General features: G+C 73.0%; 16 protein-coding genes. 3 read left to right on the plus strand and 13 right to left on the minus strand.

Annotated features, from left to right (window positions below; translation table 11 throughout):
* The 3 genes from ACZ6CL_RS35435 to ACZ6CL_RS35445 all read right to left on the minus strand — a co-directional run bounded on the left by ACZ6CL_RS35435 (position 1) and on the right by ACZ6CL_RS35445 (position 2,985).
* A complete protein-coding gene (locus ACZ6CL_RS35435; RefSeq protein WP_468943666.1) occupies positions 1 to 1,038 on the minus strand; it encodes a phytanoyl-CoA dioxygenase family protein in 1,038 nt (345 codons plus the stop codon).
* A 104-nt stretch (positions 1,039 to 1,142) separates the two neighbouring features.
* Positions 1,143 to 2,684 (minus strand): glycoside hydrolase family 3 protein, encoded by a 1,542-nt coding sequence (locus ACZ6CL_RS35440; RefSeq protein ID WP_468943669.1) that lies wholly within the window; start codon positions 2,682 to 2,684, stop codon positions 1,143 to 1,145.
* A gap of 100 nt (positions 2,685 to 2,784) precedes the next feature.
* The gene (locus ACZ6CL_RS35445) at positions 2,785 to 2,985 is read right to left on the minus strand and encodes a hypothetical protein (RefSeq protein WP_468943672.1); all 201 of its coding nucleotides are present in this window, start codon (positions 2,983 to 2,985) and stop codon (positions 2,785 to 2,787) included.
* A gap of 475 nt (positions 2,986 to 3,460) precedes the next feature.
* On the opposite strand from ACZ6CL_RS35445, the gene ACZ6CL_RS35450 reads away from it, so the two are divergent.
* Positions 3,461 to 3,637 carry a hypothetical protein gene (locus ACZ6CL_RS35450; RefSeq protein WP_468943673.1) on the plus strand — a complete coding sequence of 59 codons (177 nt, stop codon included), beginning with the start codon at positions 3,461 to 3,463 and terminating at the stop codon, positions 3,635 to 3,637.
* A gap of 94 nt (positions 3,638 to 3,731) precedes the next feature.
* Here ACZ6CL_RS35450 and ACZ6CL_RS35455 read toward each other — a convergent pair whose 3' ends face one another.
* From ACZ6CL_RS35455 to ACZ6CL_RS35500, 10 genes are all read right to left on the minus strand, one after another.
* Positions 3,732 to 4,871, minus strand: coding sequence for a substrate-binding domain-containing protein (locus ACZ6CL_RS35455; protein ID WP_468943675.1), 1,140 nt, complete (start codon positions 4,869 to 4,871; stop codon positions 3,732 to 3,734).
* Complete coding sequence (locus ACZ6CL_RS35460; protein WP_468943678.1) at positions 4,855 to 5,865, minus strand: ABC transporter permease; 1,011 nt, start codon at positions 5,863 to 5,865, stop codon at positions 4,855 to 4,857. Before ACZ6CL_RS35460 ends, ACZ6CL_RS35455 begins: the two co-directional genes overlap by 17 nt.
* The gene (locus ACZ6CL_RS35465; RefSeq protein WP_468943681.1) at positions 5,862 to 7,397 is read right to left on the minus strand and encodes a sugar ABC transporter ATP-binding protein; all 1,536 of its coding nucleotides are present in this window, start codon (positions 7,395 to 7,397) and stop codon (positions 5,862 to 5,864) included. Before ACZ6CL_RS35465 ends, ACZ6CL_RS35460 begins: the two co-directional genes overlap by 4 nt.
* An 82-nt stretch (positions 7,398 to 7,479) precedes the next feature.
* Positions 7,480 to 10,335, minus strand: a complete 2,856-nt coding sequence (locus tag ACZ6CL_RS35470) for a SpoIIE family protein phosphatase (protein WP_468943684.1) — start codon at positions 10,333 to 10,335, stop codon at positions 7,480 to 7,482.
* Positions 10,336 to 10,454: 119 nt separating this feature from the next.
* The gene (locus ACZ6CL_RS35475) at positions 10,455 to 11,384 is read right to left on the minus strand and encodes a cyclase family protein (RefSeq protein ID WP_468943686.1); all 930 of its coding nucleotides are present in this window, start codon (positions 11,382 to 11,384) and stop codon (positions 10,455 to 10,457) included.
* 53 nt (positions 11,385 to 11,437) lie between these two features.
* Entirely contained in the window at positions 11,438 to 12,808 is a 1,371-nt protein-coding gene (locus ACZ6CL_RS35480; protein ID WP_468943689.1) for a cytochrome P450, read from the minus strand.
* Positions 12,805 to 14,436: an acyl-CoA dehydrogenase family protein gene (locus ACZ6CL_RS35485; RefSeq protein ID WP_468943692.1), complete on the minus strand. Its 1,632-nt coding sequence runs from the start codon at positions 14,434 to 14,436 to the stop codon at positions 12,805 to 12,807. The genes ACZ6CL_RS35480 and ACZ6CL_RS35485 overlap by 4 nt, the downstream gene beginning before the upstream one ends.
* 266 nt (positions 14,437 to 14,702) lie before the next feature.
* Entirely contained in the window at positions 14,703 to 15,236 is a 534-nt protein-coding gene (locus ACZ6CL_RS35490; protein ID WP_468943694.1) for an EF-hand domain-containing protein, read from the minus strand.
* 150 nt (positions 15,237 to 15,386) lie between these two features.
* Entirely contained in the window at positions 15,387 to 16,121 is a 735-nt protein-coding gene (locus ACZ6CL_RS35495) for an ABC transporter permease (protein ID WP_468943697.1), read from the minus strand.
* Positions 16,122 to 16,135: 14 nt separating this feature from the next.
* Positions 16,136 to 17,062 (minus strand): ABC transporter ATP-binding protein, encoded by a 927-nt coding sequence (locus ACZ6CL_RS35500; protein WP_468943700.1) that lies wholly within the window; start codon positions 17,060 to 17,062, stop codon positions 16,136 to 16,138.
* Positions 17,063 to 17,169: 107 nt separating this feature from the next.
* Between ACZ6CL_RS35500 and ACZ6CL_RS35505 the strand changes: the two genes are divergently transcribed.
* Complete coding sequence (locus ACZ6CL_RS35505; RefSeq protein WP_468943703.1) at positions 17,170 to 18,384, plus strand: sensor histidine kinase; 1,215 nt, start codon at positions 17,170 to 17,172, stop codon at positions 18,382 to 18,384.
* A gap of 36 nt (positions 18,385 to 18,420) precedes the next feature.
* Positions 18,421 to 19,083, plus strand: a complete 663-nt coding sequence (locus tag ACZ6CL_RS35510; protein WP_468943705.1) for a response regulator transcription factor — start codon at positions 18,421 to 18,423, stop codon at positions 19,081 to 19,083.

A 19,083-nucleotide genomic window follows, 5' to 3' on the forward strand; every position in this document is an offset into this window, starting at 1 on the left:
TCAGACCCCTGCGGGCTGGTCGGGGCCGGTCGCGCGCCAGGAGCCGAGCCCGAGCAGTCTGGCGCCCAGATCGGTCAGTTCGGCGCTGCCGTACCGCAGGGACTCGGGTTTGTCGCGGTCGCCGAGGAGTGTCCCGTTCCAGGACGGTGTGCTGAGGGTGCGCCACGAGTCGACCCGCGAGCGCCGCAGCTCCTGATGGGTCTCCAGCGCGGGCATCATCGACAGGTACTGGACCGCCCGGACACCGGTGTCCGAGGTGTTCCGTGCCACTCCGTGCGCCAGCAGACCGTTGAAGATCAGCAGGTCACCGGCTTCCAGCTCGGGCCGGACGATGGGCATGTCGGCCCGGTCGATGGCCGGCCGGATCGGGTCGCGGCCGTCGGGCTGGAGGGCCCGCCACCGCTCGAACCGCCGGAACAGCTCGGGGCAGCACTGGAAGCCGCCGAAGTCGGGCCGGGTGTCGTTCAGGGCGATGATGCCCTGGACGCGCTGCGGCAGCACACTCAGCGAGGTGTCGACGTCCCAGTGCAGCTCGATGTCGAAGCCCCGGTCCGTGCGCTCGATCAGCGCCCGGTCGCGGTTCCTGACGTTGGGCGGGTTCAGGTTGAGCCGGTCCAGGGTCACCCATAGCTCTTCGCAGTCCCAGACGTCCACGAACGCGTCGTACACCCGCCGCGCCTGGCGGCTGTCCCAGATGAGCTGGTGGTGGTACGCCTCGACGAACCCGTAGATGTGCAGGTCCCGGTCCAGGTCGGAGCGGAACTCCCGCTCCTCGTACCAGGTTTCGGGTCGGCCGGGGTCGAGTCCCTGGAAGTCCCAGGCGAAGTCCAGCAGGCGCCGGGCGGCCGCGGCGGGGATCGCCTGCTTCACCACCACATAGCCGTAGGTCTGCCAGTGGGCGAAGTCCTCCTCCGACAGCACACGGAGGGGGCGGGTCTTCTCCAGGTCGCGCAGAGGTGTCGCGGCCAGGTAGTTCTCGCCGTCCGAGCTGAAATAGGGAACGGCCGACGTGGCGCGGTGGAGACAGGGGGTGCTCATGTCGTGCTCCAAGACTGGGTGTCACTGGGCACAAAAGTGGACTAGACCAACCGGCCCTGTCAGGCGGTGGCTCGCATGACTAGGGAATGATCCACTAAATCAGGTCAGGCGGAGCCGACCATGGGCGTGGTGGCGAGCGAACCGGTCACCACCTCGGCGGCGGCGATGCCGGAGACCCGGGTGGCGCCGAAGGTGACCAGATCGGCGGGGTCGTTTCCACCGCCCGGAGGGAAGCCCATCTCCACGACGACGGCGTCCGGGCGGCGGCGCAGCAGGCTCGCCACGGCGTCGGACACCCAGCGGTGGCGGGCCGCGTCGCGCACCACGACGATGAGGACCCGGCCGGTGGCCGGGGCCAGCACCTGGTGTTCCAGCGCCAGGCCCGCGTGGTCGACGTCGGCCTCCGTCAGGCGGACCGATGTGGTCGTGGGCCGGAGCCCGCGCAGCGGCGCGGCGAGCCCCCAGGGCGTGTGGCCGTCCACGGCGAGGCTCATCGCCGGGGAGAACTCCGCCACATGGACATCGCGGGAGACCGGCAGCACCTCGGGGGCGCCCGGGCGGCGGCGCACCCGGATGGCCCGGCGCGCGGCGGCCAGACCGATGTCGGACCGGGTGACGTCGGGCCGGACGGATCGCGCCCGCCCACCGGACCAGGTGGCGAACCGCCGTACCCGCGCGGCCGCTTCGGTCAGCCGCTCCTCCGTCAGCTCGCCCTGGGCCACGGCACGCACGATGGCGTCGACCAGGCCTTCGGTGACCGCCTGCCCGGCGTTCTCGCCGCCCACACACACCGCGTCCGCTCCCGCGGCCAGCGCCTTGACGGTGGCTCCGCCGATGCCGTAGCGGTCGGCCACCGCGCCCATCTCGATGGCGTCCGTGACCACCAGGCCCGTGAAGCCGAGTTCCTCGCGCAGCAGATCCACCAGGACCCGGCGGCTGAGCGTGGCGGGGAGCACCGGGTCGTACGCCGGTACCAGCAGATGTGCCGTCATCACCGCGCGGACACCGGCCTCCATCGCGGCGATGAACGGGGGCAGCGCGGCCCGGGCGATCTCCTCCGCACCGGCGGCCACCTTGGGCAGCCCGTGGTGGGAGTCGATGGCCGTGTCGCCGTGACCGGGGAAGTGTTTCGCGCAGGCGGCGACCCCCGCGGACTGCAGACCACGGATCCACGCGGCGGTGTGCCGGGAGACGACATCGGTCCGCGCGCCGAAGGAGCGCACACCGATGACCGGGTTGAGCGCGTTGGAGTTGACGTCGGCGCTCGGCGCGTAGTTCAACGAGACCCCGGCCGCGTGCAGTTCACGGCCGACGTCATGGGCCACGCGCTCGGTCAGGCCGACGTCGTCCACCGTGCCGAGCGCCAGGTTTCCCGGGCGCGTGGCGCCGGACAGCGCCTCGATCCGGGTGACGTCCCCCGCCTCCTCGTCAATGGCGATGACCAGGTCCGGGTTCTCCGCGCGGAGTCGCGCGGTGAGCGCGGCGACCTGCTCTCCGTCGACGATGTTCCGCCCGAAGAGCACGACCGACTGAAGGCCCTCGCCGATCCTGCGCCGCACCCAGTCCGGAGCGGTGGTCCCCACGAAGCCCGGTTGCAGTACGGCATGGGCCAGCCGCGCCGCTTCCGGATTGCTGCTCGCTCGCATGGCAGGGCCTCCGAGGCGTGATGATGCGCGCCGCTGCGAACTCGACAGCTCGACGGCGCGACACAGATCACCAGGATGTTGGCCTAGACCATTCAGAGTGTCAAGGCGTCAACCCTCGGCGGCGACGGCCAGCCCGCTCGCACCCGCTCCGGTGGCCCTCCGGTTCCGGCTCCGGGCCCGCCGTCCGCCGCCAGCGCTCGGCCACCCGCCCCGCGGTGGCGAACCAGACGTCGTCGTGTTGTCCGATGTGGTCCAGCAGGCGCACCCGCTGGGGCTTGCCGATGACCTGAGGGTGCAGCATCAGCACGTAGCACAGACCCCACCGGTGGTCGCCGTCGAACTCTCGGCGCCAGTTGTCGAAGGTGGCGCGGGTGCTCGCGACGTGGTCCAGCCGCCCATAAACCGGCCTGGGCGGAGAAGGCCCTGGCGGCGGGCCCTGACGCCATCGTCCCCGACTTGGAGGACTCGGTGCCCGACGGGCTGAAGGCTGCGGCCCGGGCCCAGGCCGCCGAGCCGTCACCCGACTGCGTGCGCTCGATCCGTCGGTCAGCCTGCTGGTGCGGGTCAACGGCCTCGCCACCCGGCTCACCGGCGCCGACCTCGAAGCGGTCGTCGTCCCCGGGCTGTCCGGCATCTTCGCGCCGAAGGTCGAACAGGCCACGGGACGTGCTGCGCTACGACACCCTGCTCGACCACTTCGAACTGCGGGGCGGGGTGACGGGACTTGAGTACACACGGTCGCGATCCACCCGGCCCATGTCCCCGTCCTCAACGAGGTGTTCTCGGCCACCCCGGAGGAGACCACGTTCTGCACGGGACTCGTCCGCGCCTACGAGCGGGCGGCCGCCGAGGGCAGCGGCGCGGTGCGCTACCGGGGTCTGCACATCGACAGGGCGCACTACGACAAGGCCGTCCAGTGGCTGGCGACGTGGCGGGGTCGGCTCACGGGCTGAACGCGGTGTGGCCGGGAATGTGGCCGGAGGGGACGGCGTGTGATCGAAGGTGCCGTCGCATGGGCCAGGTGGCCGAGCTGTTCGTCACCCGGCGTCAGGAGCCCCAGATCTTCCGGTACGCCGCCCGGTAGCCCCGGGGGTTCCAGCTCGTGGCCCCCGCGCTGTTGCCGGCCGTGGCGATGTGGACCGGGGCGCTGTACCGGCTGGGGCCCCGGCCGGAGAACGCCCGGTTGAATTCGTCGATCATCTGCCAGCCCTGCTGGGACAGCGGCTCGGGGACGGTGGCGGCCTGGTACTGCCGGTGGTTGACGCGCTGGAAGGCGGAAGGGTCGCCGTCGCCCGCGCCGATGTTGAAGGGCGGTCCTGAGCCCCGCTTCCCGGCCGCCCGGAGGGCGGGGGCCGCGTCCGCGAAATACAGGTCGTTGATGGCGACGGAGTAGGTCCACTCGTCGCGGAAGCGGGAGACGAGCGAGGAGACCTCCTGGGGGGTGCGGCTGCCCGCGTCCGGGATCGGAATGTTCTGGTACGCCAGCAGTCTGACGTCCCGGCAGGTCGCCAGCTCCTTCCTGATCAGCTCGGACTTGTTCCTCGCGAACGGGATCGAGGCGTCGGTGAAGACGACGACACCGGCCCGGCCATTGGATCGCGCGATCACCCAGTCCGCGCTGATCCTGGCCGTGTCCTCGACCCTGGTGGTGACGTTGGTGAACAGCCTCGGCCTCCTGCTGGGGCCGGGCGACGCGACCGCGTGCCAGCCGACGAGCGGGATGCCCGCCGCCTGGGCCTGCGCGACTTGGCGCGCGGTCGAGTGGGGGTCGAAGCCGCCGATGACGATGCCCGAGGGCCGCAGGGTGACGGCCTCGCTCAGCGCCGCCTGGATGCCCGCGGGGGTGCCGCCGCCGTCGATCACCCGCACGCGCCAGCCGATGGCCTTCGCCGCGTCCCGGACGCCCTGCGCGGTGCCCGCGACACCGGGGTTGGTCATGGTCTGCGCGACGTAGACGATGGTCTTGCCGGGCACCGCCGAGGGGCCGCGACGGGGTCCGTTCCAGGGGACGTCGGTCCGCTCGGCCCGACCGACGGCTGCCTTGGCCCGGGCGAGGACGGCGGGGCAGCCCCGCGGCCCCGCGGTGGAGTCCCCTCCCCCGGCCGACGAGCCGCGCTCGCACCCGGCGAGGACGGCCGCCGTCAGCAGCGCGGCGGTGGCGAGGGCGGCCCTACGGCGGGCGGACACGCGAACTCCTCGCGGTGATGCCGGTCCGCAGCCGTCGGCGCGCGGAGTACCCGGCCAGGCCGACGACGACGAGCAGGGTGCCGCCGTTGAACAGCGGCGTCACCCAGAACTGGGCGCCGAGCTGGCCGATGCCGGACAGCCCGATGGCGAGGACCGCCACCGCGACGAGGGTGCCCATGGCGTTGGCGCGGCCGGGTTTGATGGCGGTGGAGCCGAGCAGGGCACCGGCGAAGGCGGGCAGCAGATAGTCGAGGCCGACGCTCGGGTTGCCGAGCTGCTGCTGCGCCGCGAGGAGCACCCCGGCGCAGCCGACGACCAGGCCCGATACGGCGAAGGCGCAGACGGAGTACCGGCGGGTGGGGATGCCGACGAGGTCGGCGGCGCGGCGGTTGGAGCCGACGACGTACAGATACCGCCCGAGCGGCAGCCGCTCCAGCAGCAGCCAGAGGGCGACCGCCAGGGCGAGCACGTAGAAGGCGGGGACCGGCAGGCCGAGGAAGGTGGAGTCGTAGAGGTCGGTGAAGGCGTCCGGCAGCCCGTCAGGGCCGGGGACGATCCTGCCGCCGCCGGTGATCCAGCCGGTGATGGCGTAGAGCATGCTGCCGGTGCCGAGGGTGGCGATGAAGGAGTCGATCTGGCCGAACTCGGTGATGACGCCGTTGAGCACGCCGACCGCCGCCCCGCCGGTGATCACGGTCAGGCAGGCCAGCGGCCAGGGCCACCCGGCGTGGACGATGAGCTGCATCACCAGCACATGCGCCAGGCCCAGGCCGTATCCGATGGAGAGGTCGAAGTTGCCGGTCACGATGGGGACCGTCGCGCCGAGCGCGAGGAGGGCCGGGATCGACTGGTTGGCCAGGATCGAGGAGATGTTGTCCAGGGTCGGAAAGGTGCGCGGCAGGGTCACGGAGAAGACCAGGAACAGCAGGGCGGTGAGGGCCAGCAGGCCGTACGTGCCGATGAGGTGCCCGCCCGGGCGGGCGCGGTTCCTCATGTTCCGGGGGACGTTCCGGACGATGGTCCGGGGGACGTTCCGGGCTCGGGCAGCGCCGACGCCGCCCGGGTGAGCCCCGCGACGGTGAGCGACGCGCCGCTCAGCTCGGCCGTCACAGCCCCCCGGACGAACACCAGGGCGCGTCGGCACACCCCCGCGACCTCCTCGAAGTCGGTGGAGATGAGCACGGCCGCGAGACCGTCCGCCAGCGCGTCGTCGAGCAGGCGGTAGAGCGCGGCCTTGGCGCCGACGTCCACACTCGCGGTCGGCTCCTCCAGGATCAGGACGCGCAGGTCCCCCCGGAGCCACCGGCCGAGCATGACCTTCTGCTGGTTGCCGCCGGACAGGGTGGCGATCGGGACCTCGCTGTCGCGGGGACGCACCGAGAACCGTTCGATCAGGGCGAGGGCCTCGGCCCGCTCCCGGCGCGGGCTGATCCAGCGCCGCGTCGGCCGGTCACCCGCGCGCGGGTTGGCCAGCAGGTTCTCCCGTACGGTCAGTTCGGCGGCGCAGCCCTCCTCCACGCGGTTGCCGGTGACCAGGCCGACCCCGGAGGCGACGGCGGCGGCGACCGTGCGCGGGCGGTACGGCCGCCCGTCGAGCAGCGCCCGCCCGGCGGTGACCGGCCGGGCGCCCGCGAGGGCCCGGCCCAGCTCCCGGTGCCCGGCGCCGGTGAGCCCCACCAGGCCGAGGACTTCCCCGGCCCGTACGTGCAGGGAGACGGGTCCGGCTCCGGCGGTCCGGACGCCGTCGAGGGTGAGGACGGCCGGGCCCGCGGCGGGGGCGGTACCGGGCCGGTAGCCGGTCGGTTCGTCACCCACGATGTCCCGCACCAGGCGGGTGGCGCCGTGTGCCGCCAGCGGGCCCTGGCTGACGAGGCGGCCGTCGCGCAGCACCGCGAAGGCGTCGGCGACCTCGTACACCTCGTCCAGGCGATGGCTGACGTAGAGGATGGCGTGGCCCTGGTCGCGCAGCGTGTGCAGGACGTCGAAGAGCCGGGCGCAGTCGGCGGCGGGGAGGCTGGCGGTCGGCTCGTCGAGGACGATGAGCCGCGCCCGTGCGGCGAGGGCACGGGCGATGGCGACCAGGGAGCGTTCGGCGGGGGCGAGGTCGGCGATCCGGGCGTGGGCCGGGAGGTGTCCGGCGAAGGACCGCAGGACCTCCGCGCCGCGCTCCCGGGTCCGCCGCCAGGAGATCAGCCCGCCACGGCGTGGATACCCGGTGGTCAGCGCGATGTTCTCGGCGGCCGTCATCCACTCCACGAGACCGAGGTCCTGATGGGTGAAGGACATGTTCCGGGCGGCGGCCTCGGTCCCGAGCGGGTGCCCGGCCACCGTCACCGTCCCGCCGTCGGCGGGGTGATATCCCGCGAGCACCTTGATGAGGGTGGACTTCCCGGCGCCGTTGGGGCCGAGCAGCGCGAGCACACTGCCCCGGTGGATGTCGAGGTCGACGCGGTCCAGCGCGAGGGTCCCGCCGAATCGCTTGCTGAGACCCCGGACGCGGACGAGCGGTTCGCCTTCCCACCTCACATTCGAGACCTTAGCGGGATCGATCATGGTATTGACCGATCGCAGCCGCTCTCGATGGCTCCGTTACTCCAACGGGCCAGTCTCACGGGGCGTCGAGGGGGCATTCGGCCCAGATGACCTTGCCGTCCCCGGTGTGGCGGGTGCCCCAGGCCAGGGCCAGCTGGGCGACGAGGAACAGCCCGCGGCCGTCCTCGTCGGTGATGGCCGCCCGGCGCAGATGCGGGGCGGTGCTGCTGGTGTCGGAGACCTCGCAGATCAGGGTGCGGCCGTGCAGAAGCCGGACCCGGATGGGCCCGCTGCCGTGCCGCAGCGCGTTGGTGACCAGCTCGCTGAGCAGCAGCTCCGTCACGAACGAGGCATCCTCCCGTCCCCAGTCGGCCAGCCGCCGGACGGCGGCGGCCCGGATCTCGCGCACGACGGCCGGGTTCGCGGGCAGCTCCCAGGTGGCGATGCGGTCGGCGGTGAGGGCGCGGGTGCGGGCGACGAGCACGGCGATGTCGTCGCACGGGTGGACGGGCGCCACGTCGTCCAGGACCGCCTGACAGGTGTCCTCGGGGCTGCGATCCGACTGGGCCAGCACCTCGCGCAGCCGGTTGAGGGCTACGTCGATGCCACGGTTCCGGTCCTCGATGAGCCCATCGGTGTAGAGCACCAGCCGACTGCCCTCGGGGACGTCGATGTCGGCGGTCTCGAACGGCAGACCGCCCAGGCCCAGCGGGGGCCCGGCGGGCAGTTCGGGGAACGACACGGTGCCGTCGGGGCGGACCAGCGCGGGCGGGGGGTGACCGGCGCGGGCCATGGCACAGCGCTGCGAGGTCGGGTCGTAGACGACGTACAGGCAGGTCGCGCCGATGATGCCGACTCCGCCGGAGAAGCCCTCGCTGCTCTCCTCCCGGTCCAGACGCAGCACGAGGTTGTCGAGGTGGGTCAGCACCTCGTCCGGAGGGAAGTCGAGTTCGGCGTAGCTGCGCGCGGCGGTGCGCAGCCGTCCCATGGTGGCGGCGGAGTGCATGCCGTGGCCGACGACGTCGCCGACGACGAGGCCGACGCGGGAGCCGGGCAGCGGGATCACGTCGTACCAGTCCCCGCCCACCCGCGACTCGGCGGGCAGATAGCGGTGGGCGACCTCGACGGCGTCCTGACCGGGCACGCCGTGCGGGAGCAGGCTGTGCTGCAGGGCCAGGACCATGGTGTGTTCGCGGGTGTAGCGCCGGGCGTTGTCCATGGACAGGGCGGCGCGGGTGGCCAGTTCCTGGGCCAGCGAACGGTCGTCGTCCCCGAACGGCTCGGGGTCGAGCGCGCGGTAGAAGCTGACGATGCCCAGCACCGTGCCGCGGGCGACCAGGGGGACGGCGATGAGCGAGCGGACGTGGGACAGCACCCGCGTGGTGTGTTCGGGGTCCTGGACGAGCCAGCCCGCGGCGGTCTTCAGGTCCGGTTCCAGCACCGCCTGCCCGGTGTTCACGCAGCGCATCTGGGGCGTGGCCGGGTGGAAGTCGATGCGCTTGCCGACCGCGTAGAAGGGGCAGTCGTCGTGGATGCCGTGGACCACCGCGCGGCGCAGGTCGTACCGGGGGTCGAGGGGTTCGTCGCCGCGCAGTACGGCGTCGGGCAGGTCGATGGTGACGAAGTCGGCCAGCCCCGGGACGGCCGTCTCGGCGAGTTCCTCGGCGGTGCGGCGCACATCCAGGGTGGTGCCTATGCGCGCGCTGGCCTCGGACAGCAGCTCCATGCGGCGCCGCGCCGCCAGGGCGTACTTCCCCACCTCCGGCTCGCCGACCAGCACCAGCCCGGCGAGACCGTCGGTGGCGTGCGGGGTCTCCGCGGGCGGGGTCTGGGGGGCCGGGGTCTGGGGGGCAGGGGTCTTGGCGGCTGACGTCTTGGCGGCTGACGTCTTGGCGGGCCGTGTCGTGTGGGCCGGGGTTCCCTGTTCGGGCACTCCGCCGGAGACGCGCGGGGCGAGGTGCGCCGGGAGGGCGAGGGGTGGCCGCGACACACGGTCGGGGAACAGGGCCTCGACGGCCATGCCCTCCACCCCGGCCGCGCTCGTCATCGGGCGGCTCACGAGGGTGACCCGCCGCCCGTCGGACAGGCGCACCTCGACGGCGGCCCGCTGCCCGAGCGAGAGCAGCTCGGCAGCCTTCTCCTTGATCATCATCTGGTCACCGCAGCGCATCCCCTGGACGAAGGCGTCCACCCCCATGACGTACTCGCCACCCTCGCCGGTCCGCGACGCGGCGCCCGCGGCCAGGTACGCGCTCAGCAGCCCGCGCTCCCGCGCCGAACTCTGCTCCAGCAGCCCCCGTTCGATGGCCTGGGTCGCCCTGCGCAGCACCGCGTCCAGCATCGGATGGCCGGAGCCGCGGGGAAAGGCGAGGCACAGGATGCCGTCGATGCGCCCGCTGAGCGGGTCGCGGACGGGAATCGCGCTGCAGCCGTTCGACAGGCCGCGCTCGGCGAAGTGCTCGGCGCCGTAGACCTGGATCAGCCGCCGCTCCGCCAGGGCGAGGCCGATGCCGTTGGTACCCGCGAACTGCTCGGCGAAGACGAACCCCGGCACCTGCTGGATCGGCGGGAGGGTCCTGGCCCACGCGTCGTCGCCGAAGCGGCGCTGGAGCACGGTCCCGCCTCCATCGGCGAGCGCGATGTTCATCGGGCTGCCCTGGAACCGGGACCGCAGCCGGTCGAGCACCGGACCGGCGGCGCGTACCAGCCGGTCCTCAGGATCGAACTGGCGGTACGGAAGGTCGAAGCCTCCCAGCGGCAGACCCTGGGAGCGGCAGCGCAGCCACGAGTTCAGGATCAGGCTCCGGACGTCCGCCTGGACCGCCTCCCCCTGGAGGAACCGCTCACGCGAACGCGCGGGCCCGATGCCACCTGTCACGAGCCCTGCCAGGATCGCTGCCTCACCGGCCCGATTCACACCTCTCCTAGCCATTCCCTGTGATTAGCCCCAAAAGCCCACTCTTCGACAATAACGGGTAAGGGCGCCACCGCGGCGAGCAGGAGAAGACGTGTGTTCGATCTGCCACATACGGTGACCGGCCGGGGCGGCCGTCACAGCACCGCGACCGGGGTGACGGGTGAGCCCGTCCCGCCGGGAACGTTCAGCGGCGCCACGACCAGCAGGAACGCGTATCGCCCCGCCTCGGCCGTGGCGGCGGAGAGCGCTTCGAGATCGAGGTTGTCCAGCAGCGGCACCCCCATCGCGGTCAGGGCGAGCACATGCACCGGAGAGTGCACCCCGTCGACCGGAGAGGGCCGTACGTCGTTGTCGCCGTCCCCGCCGAGCAGCGCGATACCGCGCTCGGCCAGCCAGGGAACGGCGTCCACATGGAGCCCCGCGCTCGCCGCGCCGGTGTCCCAGGCGCCGCGTTCCTCCCGGCGGCGAAGGCTCCCGGAGCGCAGCAGCACCGCGTCCCCCTCGCCGATCGTCACCCGCAGCGCCTCCGCGGCGGCGGCGATGTCCTCCGCGTGCACCGCCTGCCCCGGCTCCAGCCAGGCGGTGCCCAGGACGGCGGGGAGGTCGAGCAGGACACCCGTGGTGACGAGCGGCCCGAGCGCGGCGACCGCGCCGTAGCGGGCGCCCGCGGCGTCGATCACCTCATGCGCGGCCCGGCCGCCGTAGAGCCGCCCCCGGTAGGCGGCGTGGCACAGCGCGTCGAGATGGCTGATGCCCTTGCCGTGGTAGTCGGCGGCGAGGAAGTCCTTGTGCACGACGGGCTCCGGTGGCTCCACGTCGCCGAGGTCCGTCATGTGGTGCAGGGCGGGCCTGGGGTTGTCCGGCGCGGGCTCCGTGTCCCAGGGCCGCGCCAGCGGGACGGCCGCCCCGGACCGTACGCGGGCGGCGGCCCGCCGCACATGCTCCGGGGTCACCCGGTTCCAGGCGCCCCGGTCGGCCGGTGTCCAGCGCCCCCACGCCTGGACCGCCTCGAAGAGCGCGTCGAAGTCCTCGCGGGAGACAGCGGGTCCGTTGCTGAAGGTCATCCGCACTCACCCCGTTCGGAACAGGTGGGTTCGGAACGGCTTCCGCCAAAAGTCTATGAGTTCTGGACGTGTGCGGCGGCCCGGGACGACCGGCGTGCGCGGAGGCGGACGCGGCCGCCCCGGGCGGGGACGATCGTCACCGCCACGAGCCGCGCCGGTTCCAGCGGCCCGGCGGGCTCGGGGACGGCCGCCGCGAGGATCTCCCGCAGGACGGTCTCGGTCTCCAGCTGGGCCAGCGACACCCCGATGCAGCGCCGCAGGCCGCCGCCGAACGGCGTCAGCGCGTAGGGCGCCGGGTCCGCGCCGAGGTGGCGCCCGGGCCGGAAGGCGTCCGGTTCCGGCCAGAGAGCGGGGTCGAGGTGGGTGAGCGGGAACAGCGCCGCGACGAACGCGTGCCGGGGCACCGGGTGGCCGCCGAGCTGCGTGTCGTGGGCCGCGGTGCGCATGGCGTTGTAGACGGCGGGGCGCAGTCGGCCGGACTCCTTGACGGTGGCCTTGAGCAGCCGGTCCGAGCCCGCGTCGAGGTCGGCGATCAGGTCGTCGCGGGCGGCGGGGTGGTGGGCGAGCAGATGCAGGGTCCAGGCGATCGTGGTGGCCGTGGTCTCGTAACCGGCCAGGACGAGGCCGGTCAGCTCGTCCAGGAGCTGGGCGTCGTCCAGCCCGGCCCCATGGTCGTCGCGGGCGTCCAGCAGCATGGACAGCACGTCGTCGCGGTCGGCGCGGTCGGGCGCGGCCCGCCGCGCGGCGATCTCCTCGCGGGTCAGGTCCCGGACGGCGGCGCGGAGCCGGTGGAAGCGGCCGCCCGGCGAGAGCGGCCCGAGATCGCGCCGCAGCGGCCCCGGCAGGAACAGGACGGCGAGGTTGCCCATGCCGACGAACGCGTTCAGCGCGTGGCGGAAGGCGGCGATCCGGGCCGGGTCCGTCAGGCCGAAGACGACTCGCAGGATGACGTCGAGGGTCAGCCGCTGCGCCCACGGCCGCACGGGCACGCCGTCGCCGCCCAGCAGTTCGGGCAGCCCGGTGTGCACCAGCTCCCGCACCCGCTGCGCCCAGCCGGTGATCCGCGCGCCGTGGAAGGGGGGCAGCAGAAGCTTGCGGTGGGTCAGATGCAGGGGTGGCGGTGTGCAGATCAGCGATCCGGATCCGATCGCGGGCGCCAGCAGGGCGGCGGCGTCACCGCCGGTGAACCGCTGGTGGTCGGTCAGCACCGCACGGTTGGCCGCGGCGTCGGCCGCGCAGACGAGGGCACCCCGGTACGGGAAGACGCGGAGCGAGAAGACCGGCCCCAGCTTCCGGCGCAGGGTGCGCGCGTAGCCCTGTGGGTCCCGGAGCATCCGCGCCGTCTGGACGGGCCGTGGCGCGCGGGCGGCCGGTGGGAAGAATCGGGGGTCCCACGGCGGCTCCCGGGTGAACGCGTCGCTCATGGCTGCCAGGGCCCGGCCGGGTCGTCGTAGGCGGCGGCGTAACCGTCGGTGGCGATGGGCGCCTGGAGGATGTGGTCCGGTACGGCGAACGCCTCCACGAGGGCGGGTGCGTGGGGCGCCAGACGGGCGGCGACGCGGTCGACGGCGTCCTCGGCGAGGTCGCGGACCGCTTCGGCGGTGAGGTGCCCGTCCGCCAGCAGCAGCCCCGTGTGCGGGGCGAGGCGCTCCAGGACGAACAGCTGGAAGAGCTGCTCCAGCAGGCTCCGCGTGGCGTCGTCGGCGACGCGGTCGACCGCGGCCAGGAACGCCTGGGCGGCGCGCCGGGTGGCGTAGGCGTCGACGAGGTCCAGGGCCGGGTTCACCGCCTGGTTCCAGCGGTCCAGCGGGCCGTCGCTGGGCCGGGTGAGCCGGTCGCGGGCGTGCCGGAGGCACTGCAGCTCGCGCCGTACGAGCAGGTCCAGCAGCAGGGCGCGGTCGGTCAGCGGGCTGGTGGGCGGGGCGGTCAACGGGCTGGCCGGCGGGGCGGTGGGGGCCGGGGGCGGGCTGTAGCCGCGCCCGGTCAGCATGTCGGCGGCGGCCTTCGTCCAGATGACCAGGTTGTCGCCTTCGGCCGTGATGGTGGACTCGATCGGCGTGATCAGGTCGACGATGCGGTTGGCCGACAGCAGCCCCTGGGCGCCGCAGCGCTCCCGGCACTCGATCGCGATGTCCCTGGCCTGCCAGGTGATCCAGCCCTTGGCCGCCGCGACGAGCACCTCCGCCTCGGCCGACTCGGGGTCGCCCCTTCCCGTGCAGCAGTGGGTGGCTTCGCGCAGCAGGAACGTCGCCGCGTAGGCGCGGGCCGCCGCCCCGATCAGTCTGGTCTGGTGGCAGCGGTAGGCGAAGAGCGGGACACCGGTGCGGCTGGCCGGGGCGAAGGTGTGCCGCCGATGGGCGTACCGCACGGCGATGGTGAGGGCCGCCCGGGCCCCGCCCAGCGCCGCCGCGGCCAGGCAGAGCTTGCCGGTGGTGACGCGCTGGATGGACCGCAGGAACCGGCGGCGCCGACTGCCGATCGCGCTGCGGAAGCCACCTTCGGCGGTCAGGTCCGCGTGCTCCCCGGCCAGCAGGGCCGCACGCTCCAGGACGACCCGGTCGAACGAGGTGATGGCGTGGTCGACGGCCGAACCGGGCGTCTCCGAGAGGGGACGTATCCGGATGCCGGGCAGCGGCCCGTGCTCATCGCGCAGCGGCACGAGGAACAGGAACACGCCGCAGTCCTGGCCGCTGACGATCAGCCTGGCCGCGACCAGACCGCTCTTGCGGCCCCCGGCGGGGCCGGTGTTGGGCATGAATTTCTGGGCACCGGCCGACGGGGTGTGCAGGACGAAGGTGTCCGCCTCCGGCTGGTAGACCGCCGTGGTCTCCAGCTCGGCGGCGTTGTTCCCGTACCCCAGCTCGGTGATCAGAACGGTGCCGTACCGGCGGAGCCGGGTGAACGGTGAGAGGTCCACGGTGCGGTGGGGGTCGAGGCGGAGGAGGCTGCCGAGGAACAGGTTGTAGTGGATGGTCGCCAGCGTGGTCAGCGAGCCGTCGACCGCTCCCAGCCACTCGTGCAGCGATACCAGCCGGTCCGTTGTCGTGACCAAGTCCTCGACGGAGTCGATTCCTTCATTAACGATCCGCAAACGCTCATAAGCCAGCTCCGAACGCTCCGACGGCGACAATCCATCACGGTAATGGAAAATGTCCCGCCGGAAATGCTCCGTCCAGGGTCTGTGCAGTTCGTCGAATCGCCCGTCGAAAAGCACCTCGGTCAGCAGCGACACCTGCGCCCGGCCCGCCAAGACGGCAGTACCCATCTCCGCCCTCTCCCCCCGTCCGCCCCGTCCCCCCGGTCCGCCGCGGATTCAGCTCACAGGGCGCCGAAGAGCAGATGGCTCGCGCTGTTGGCCGGGTCCTCGTCGCGGTAGTACTGCGTGGCAGCGGTCATCAGCTGGTCCTTCGTCAGCTGCCCGCCCTCCTCGGCCAGCCGGTCGAAGGCCACCCCGGCCTCCGCCTCGGGAACCCCGACGGCGGCGATGACCGCGACGAAGTCGTCCTTGCCGACCAGGCCGTCGTCATCCCGGTCGGCGAGGTGGAAACCGGCCCGGTAGAGCGGGCCGATCAGCATGTCGAAGTGGTCGCTCACCTGGCTCAGGGCCTGGCTGAACTCGCCCTTGTCGATACGGCCGTCGCCGTCGGCGTCGGCGGTCTCGCGCAGCGCGCGCCAGTACGTCATCAGCGCGTCGGCGTACTCCTTGCCCTTGGGCGCCGTCCGCTCCTCGCCGACGGCGGCCAGCACACGGCTGCCCATCAGTTCGAAGTCGTCTTCGGCGATCACGCCGTCGCCATTGGCGTCCAACAAGGCGAACAGCTTTTCATACTTCTGGTCCAGTAGCGCGCCCATAAGGTCCCCACCCTCCAGTGCCGACAGTTCGCCGCGCCTCGAATATTTTCCGAAGCACATGAAAGATTACCGAGAGCGGCCAGGAGAATGAGACCGCCCTGGATTCTCTTTCGAGTGAAAAGCGCGTATCAGGCGTGACGTAACGTGGCGTCAGGCATCGCGGCGGCGCACGGCCCACCAGCCCGCCAGGAGCGCGGCGCCCGCCCACAGCGCCGTCACCCCGAGGCCCGCCCAGGGACCGACGCCTCCCTCCGGCGCCTGGTGCAGCACCTGTTGTCCGGCACGGTCCGGCAGATAGTCGGCGGCCGTCCCGGCGAGGTCTCCGATCACGAAGCCCACGATCAGAATGAACGGGATGAGCAGGCTCAGGACCGCGGTGGCGCTGCGCAGCAGGAAGGTCAGTCCCGCGGCGAACAGGGCCATCAGGGCGAGGTACGTCCCCGCGCCGACGCAGGCGCGCAGCGCTCCCGGTTCGCCCAGGCCGATGGCGTCCTCGCCCAGGAACGCCTGGCCCGCGAAGAAGGTGGCGAAGGCGGTGGCGAGCCCCACGGCGAGCCCGGAGCCCGCCACGGCCGCCGTCTTGGCCACGTAGAAGAGGCCCCGGCGCGGTACGGCGCACAGGGAGATCCGCAGGGCGCCGTTCGCGTACTCGGAGGAGACGGCGGTGGCACCGAAGGCGATGGCGGCGATCTGCGCGAAGTTGAGCGCGTAGAAGGCGCCGAAGACAGGGTCATCGGTGGCGTCCAGCTCCGCGTCGCCGACGGTGGCGAAGACGAGCACGGTGATGGCCAGCGTGGCGGCGAAGACCGCGATGAGTGAGCCGAAGCTCGCCCGGATGGATCTGATCTTGATCCACTCGGAGTGCAGCACCGTGGTGACGGTCATGGTCGGGTCTCCCGTCAGGTGGTCGGGTACGCGGGGGCGGCGGTGAACTCCGCTTCGTCCGCGGTGAGGGCCAGGTAGGCCTGCTCCAACGAGGCGCGGTCAGTGCCGAGTTCGGACACCGGAATGCCTTCGCGGGCGGCTATCGCACCGATCTGTTCGGCCCTGGCGCCCTCGACCACCCATCCGCTGTCCTCACCGCCCAGCACCGTGTATCCGCTCGCCACCAGCGTTGCCCTCAGCCGGGCGGGCTCGCTGGTGCGCACCCGTACCCGCGCCTGGCTGTGCTGCTCGATGAAGTCGCGCGTGGACACATCGGCGAGGAGCCGCCCCCGGGCGAGGACGACGAGGTGGTCGGCATACGTCGCGGTCTCGTTCATCAGGTGGCTGGAGACCAGGACCGTGCGGCCCTCCTCGGCGAGTCGGCGCAGCAACTGCCGGATCCAGACGATCCCTTCCGGGTCGAGGCCATTGGCGGGCTCGTCCAGCAGGAGTACGGGCGGGTCGCCGAGGAGCGCGGTGGCGATGCCGAGACGCTGGCGCATGCCCAGCGAGAAGGTTTTGATGCGGCGGCCCGCCACGGTGGCGAGACCGGTCTCCTCCAGCACCTCGTCCACGCGGCGGACCGGAAGGCGGTTGCTGACGGCGAGGCAGCGCAGATGGTCGCGGGCGGTCCGGGAACCGTGGGCCGCCTGCGCGTCGAGCAGGGCCCCGGCCGTGCGCAGGGGTTCGCGCAGGGTCGCGTACGGGCGGCCGCCGATGGTGGCGGTGCCGGAGGTGGGGTGGTCGAGACCGAGGATGAGGCGCATGGTGCTGGACTTGCCCGCGCCGTTGGGGCCGAGGAACCCGGTGACCCGGCCCGGTCCGACGCTCAGCGTGAGCCGGTCGACGGCCCGGGTGTTGCCGTACTCCTTCGTCAGGTCATGTACGTCGATGCTGGTCATGGCTTCAGCCTGGCCGTACGGCCCGGGGGCGGGCATCCCCCGCCGGAGGAGACCGTCTCCCCCGCGCGGGGGAGCCGCCGCACCGCCCGCTCTGCCACGATGACCGCATGCCAGGCCTCTTGCTGCCGCTGACGCGTGCGGTCACGTACACCCGCTGGCTTCACCTGCTGGTGGGGTCGATCGTGCCGTTCGTCTGCGCCATGATCCATCCGGGGCTGGTCCGGCCGTCGGCGGCCGACTGGGGCCTGGTCGCGGTCCTGCCGGTCCCCCTGGCCCTGGCGGCGGCCATGGTGCCCGAAACGCGCCGCGCGGAGGGGCTGCAGGCGCGGCTGATGCTGTTCCCCGGGCCGAACGCGCGGGTGCGCGGCGACGAGGATCCGGGGGTCTCCGCCGCTGTGTCCGCCTCGTGGAGCGACCGGGCCAGGACCGGTGTCTGGCTGGTGCTGCGCCTGGAGGCGGGGCTCGCCTTCGCGCTGGTGACGGGACAGCTCATGGCCCTGGCCCTGTCCCTCGCCGGGGCGGCCGCCGGGGATCCCGATGTGAGCGACTCGCCGTTGCTGGGGTCCGGTACGGGCTGGGCGAACGCCCTGCTGATACCGGTGCCCCTGCTGGTGCTGGTCGCCCTGGCCGCCGGGGCGGGCACCCTGATGACGGCGGCCGCCCGGCGGCTGCTCGGCCCGTCGGCCAAGGAACGGCTGGCCGAGCTGGAGGAACGCACCGAGCGGCTGCTCGAACGCAATCGCATCGCCCGGGAGTTGCACGACTCCCTCGGCCACGCCCTCACGCTGGCCGTGGTGCAGGCGGGCGCCGCCCGGGCGGCCCGCGAGCCGGAGTTCACCGACCGGGCGCTGGAGACCATCGAGGAGTCGGGCCGGGCCGCGCTGGAGGATCTGGAACGGGTCCTGATGGTCCTGCGCGAAACGGAGCCCCCGCCCGGCGCCCGGCCCGCCCTCGGCGACGCGGACCGGCTGCTGGAGTCCGCCCGGTCCTCGGGCGCGCGGATCGACGCCGAGGTCACCGGCCCGCTGGAGCGGGTGCCGGGCCCGGTGTCCCGCGAGGGTTACCGGATCCTCCAGGAGGCGCTGACCAATGTGCTGCGGCACGCGGGCCCCGTCCCCGTCGGCGTGCGCATCGCCGTGGACGAGGCGCGGCTGCGGCTGGAGGTGCGCAACCCCCTGAGCGCGGCGGCCGCGGCGGCCGTCACAGGCCGTGGCAGCGGGCTGCGCGGCATCCGCGAGCGCGCGGCGCTGCTCGGCGGCGAGGCCCGCACGGAGCGGGACGGCGGCCAGTGGCTGGTCCGTGTCGATCTGCCGGTGCGGTGATCAAGACACCTCCTGGGCACCCCCTATGCTGGCCGGATGCTCACCGTTCTCCTGGTCGACGACGAGCCTCTGGTGAGGGCGGGCCTGCGCGCCGTACTGGAGGCGCAGCCGGACATCGAGGTGGTGGGCGAGGCGGCCGACGGCGCCGCCGTGATCCCCCTGGTGCGGCAACTGCGCCCCGATGTCATCGCCATGGACGTACGGATGCCGCTGATGGACGGCATCGAGGCCACCCGGACCGTCCTGCGCACGGTGCCGGACCCGCCGAAGATCATCGTCGTGACGACGTTCGAGAACGACGAGTACGTGTACGGGGCGCTGCGCGCGGGCGCCGATGGGTTCCTGCTCAAGCGGGCGCGCCCGGCGGAGATCGTGCACGCCATACGGCTGGTGGCCGAGGGCGACTCCCTGCTGTTCCCGGCGGCGGTGCGCCAGTTGGCCGCCGCGTACGGGGAAACCCACGGCAGCGCCGAGGGCCGGGCGGCCCTGGCGCGCGCCGCGCTGACCGAGCGGGAGGGGGACGTACTGCGCCTCGTGGCCCGCGGGCTGTCGAACGCGGAGATCGCCGCGCGCCTGGTGGTGGGCACCGAGACGGTCAAGTCGCATATGGGTTCCGTGCTGGCGAAACTCGGCGCGCGGGACCGCACCCAGGCGGTCATCGCCGCGTACGAGTCGGGCTTCGTGTCACCGGGCCGGTGA

The organism is Streptomyces sp. NPDC041200, from assembly GCF_055591805.1.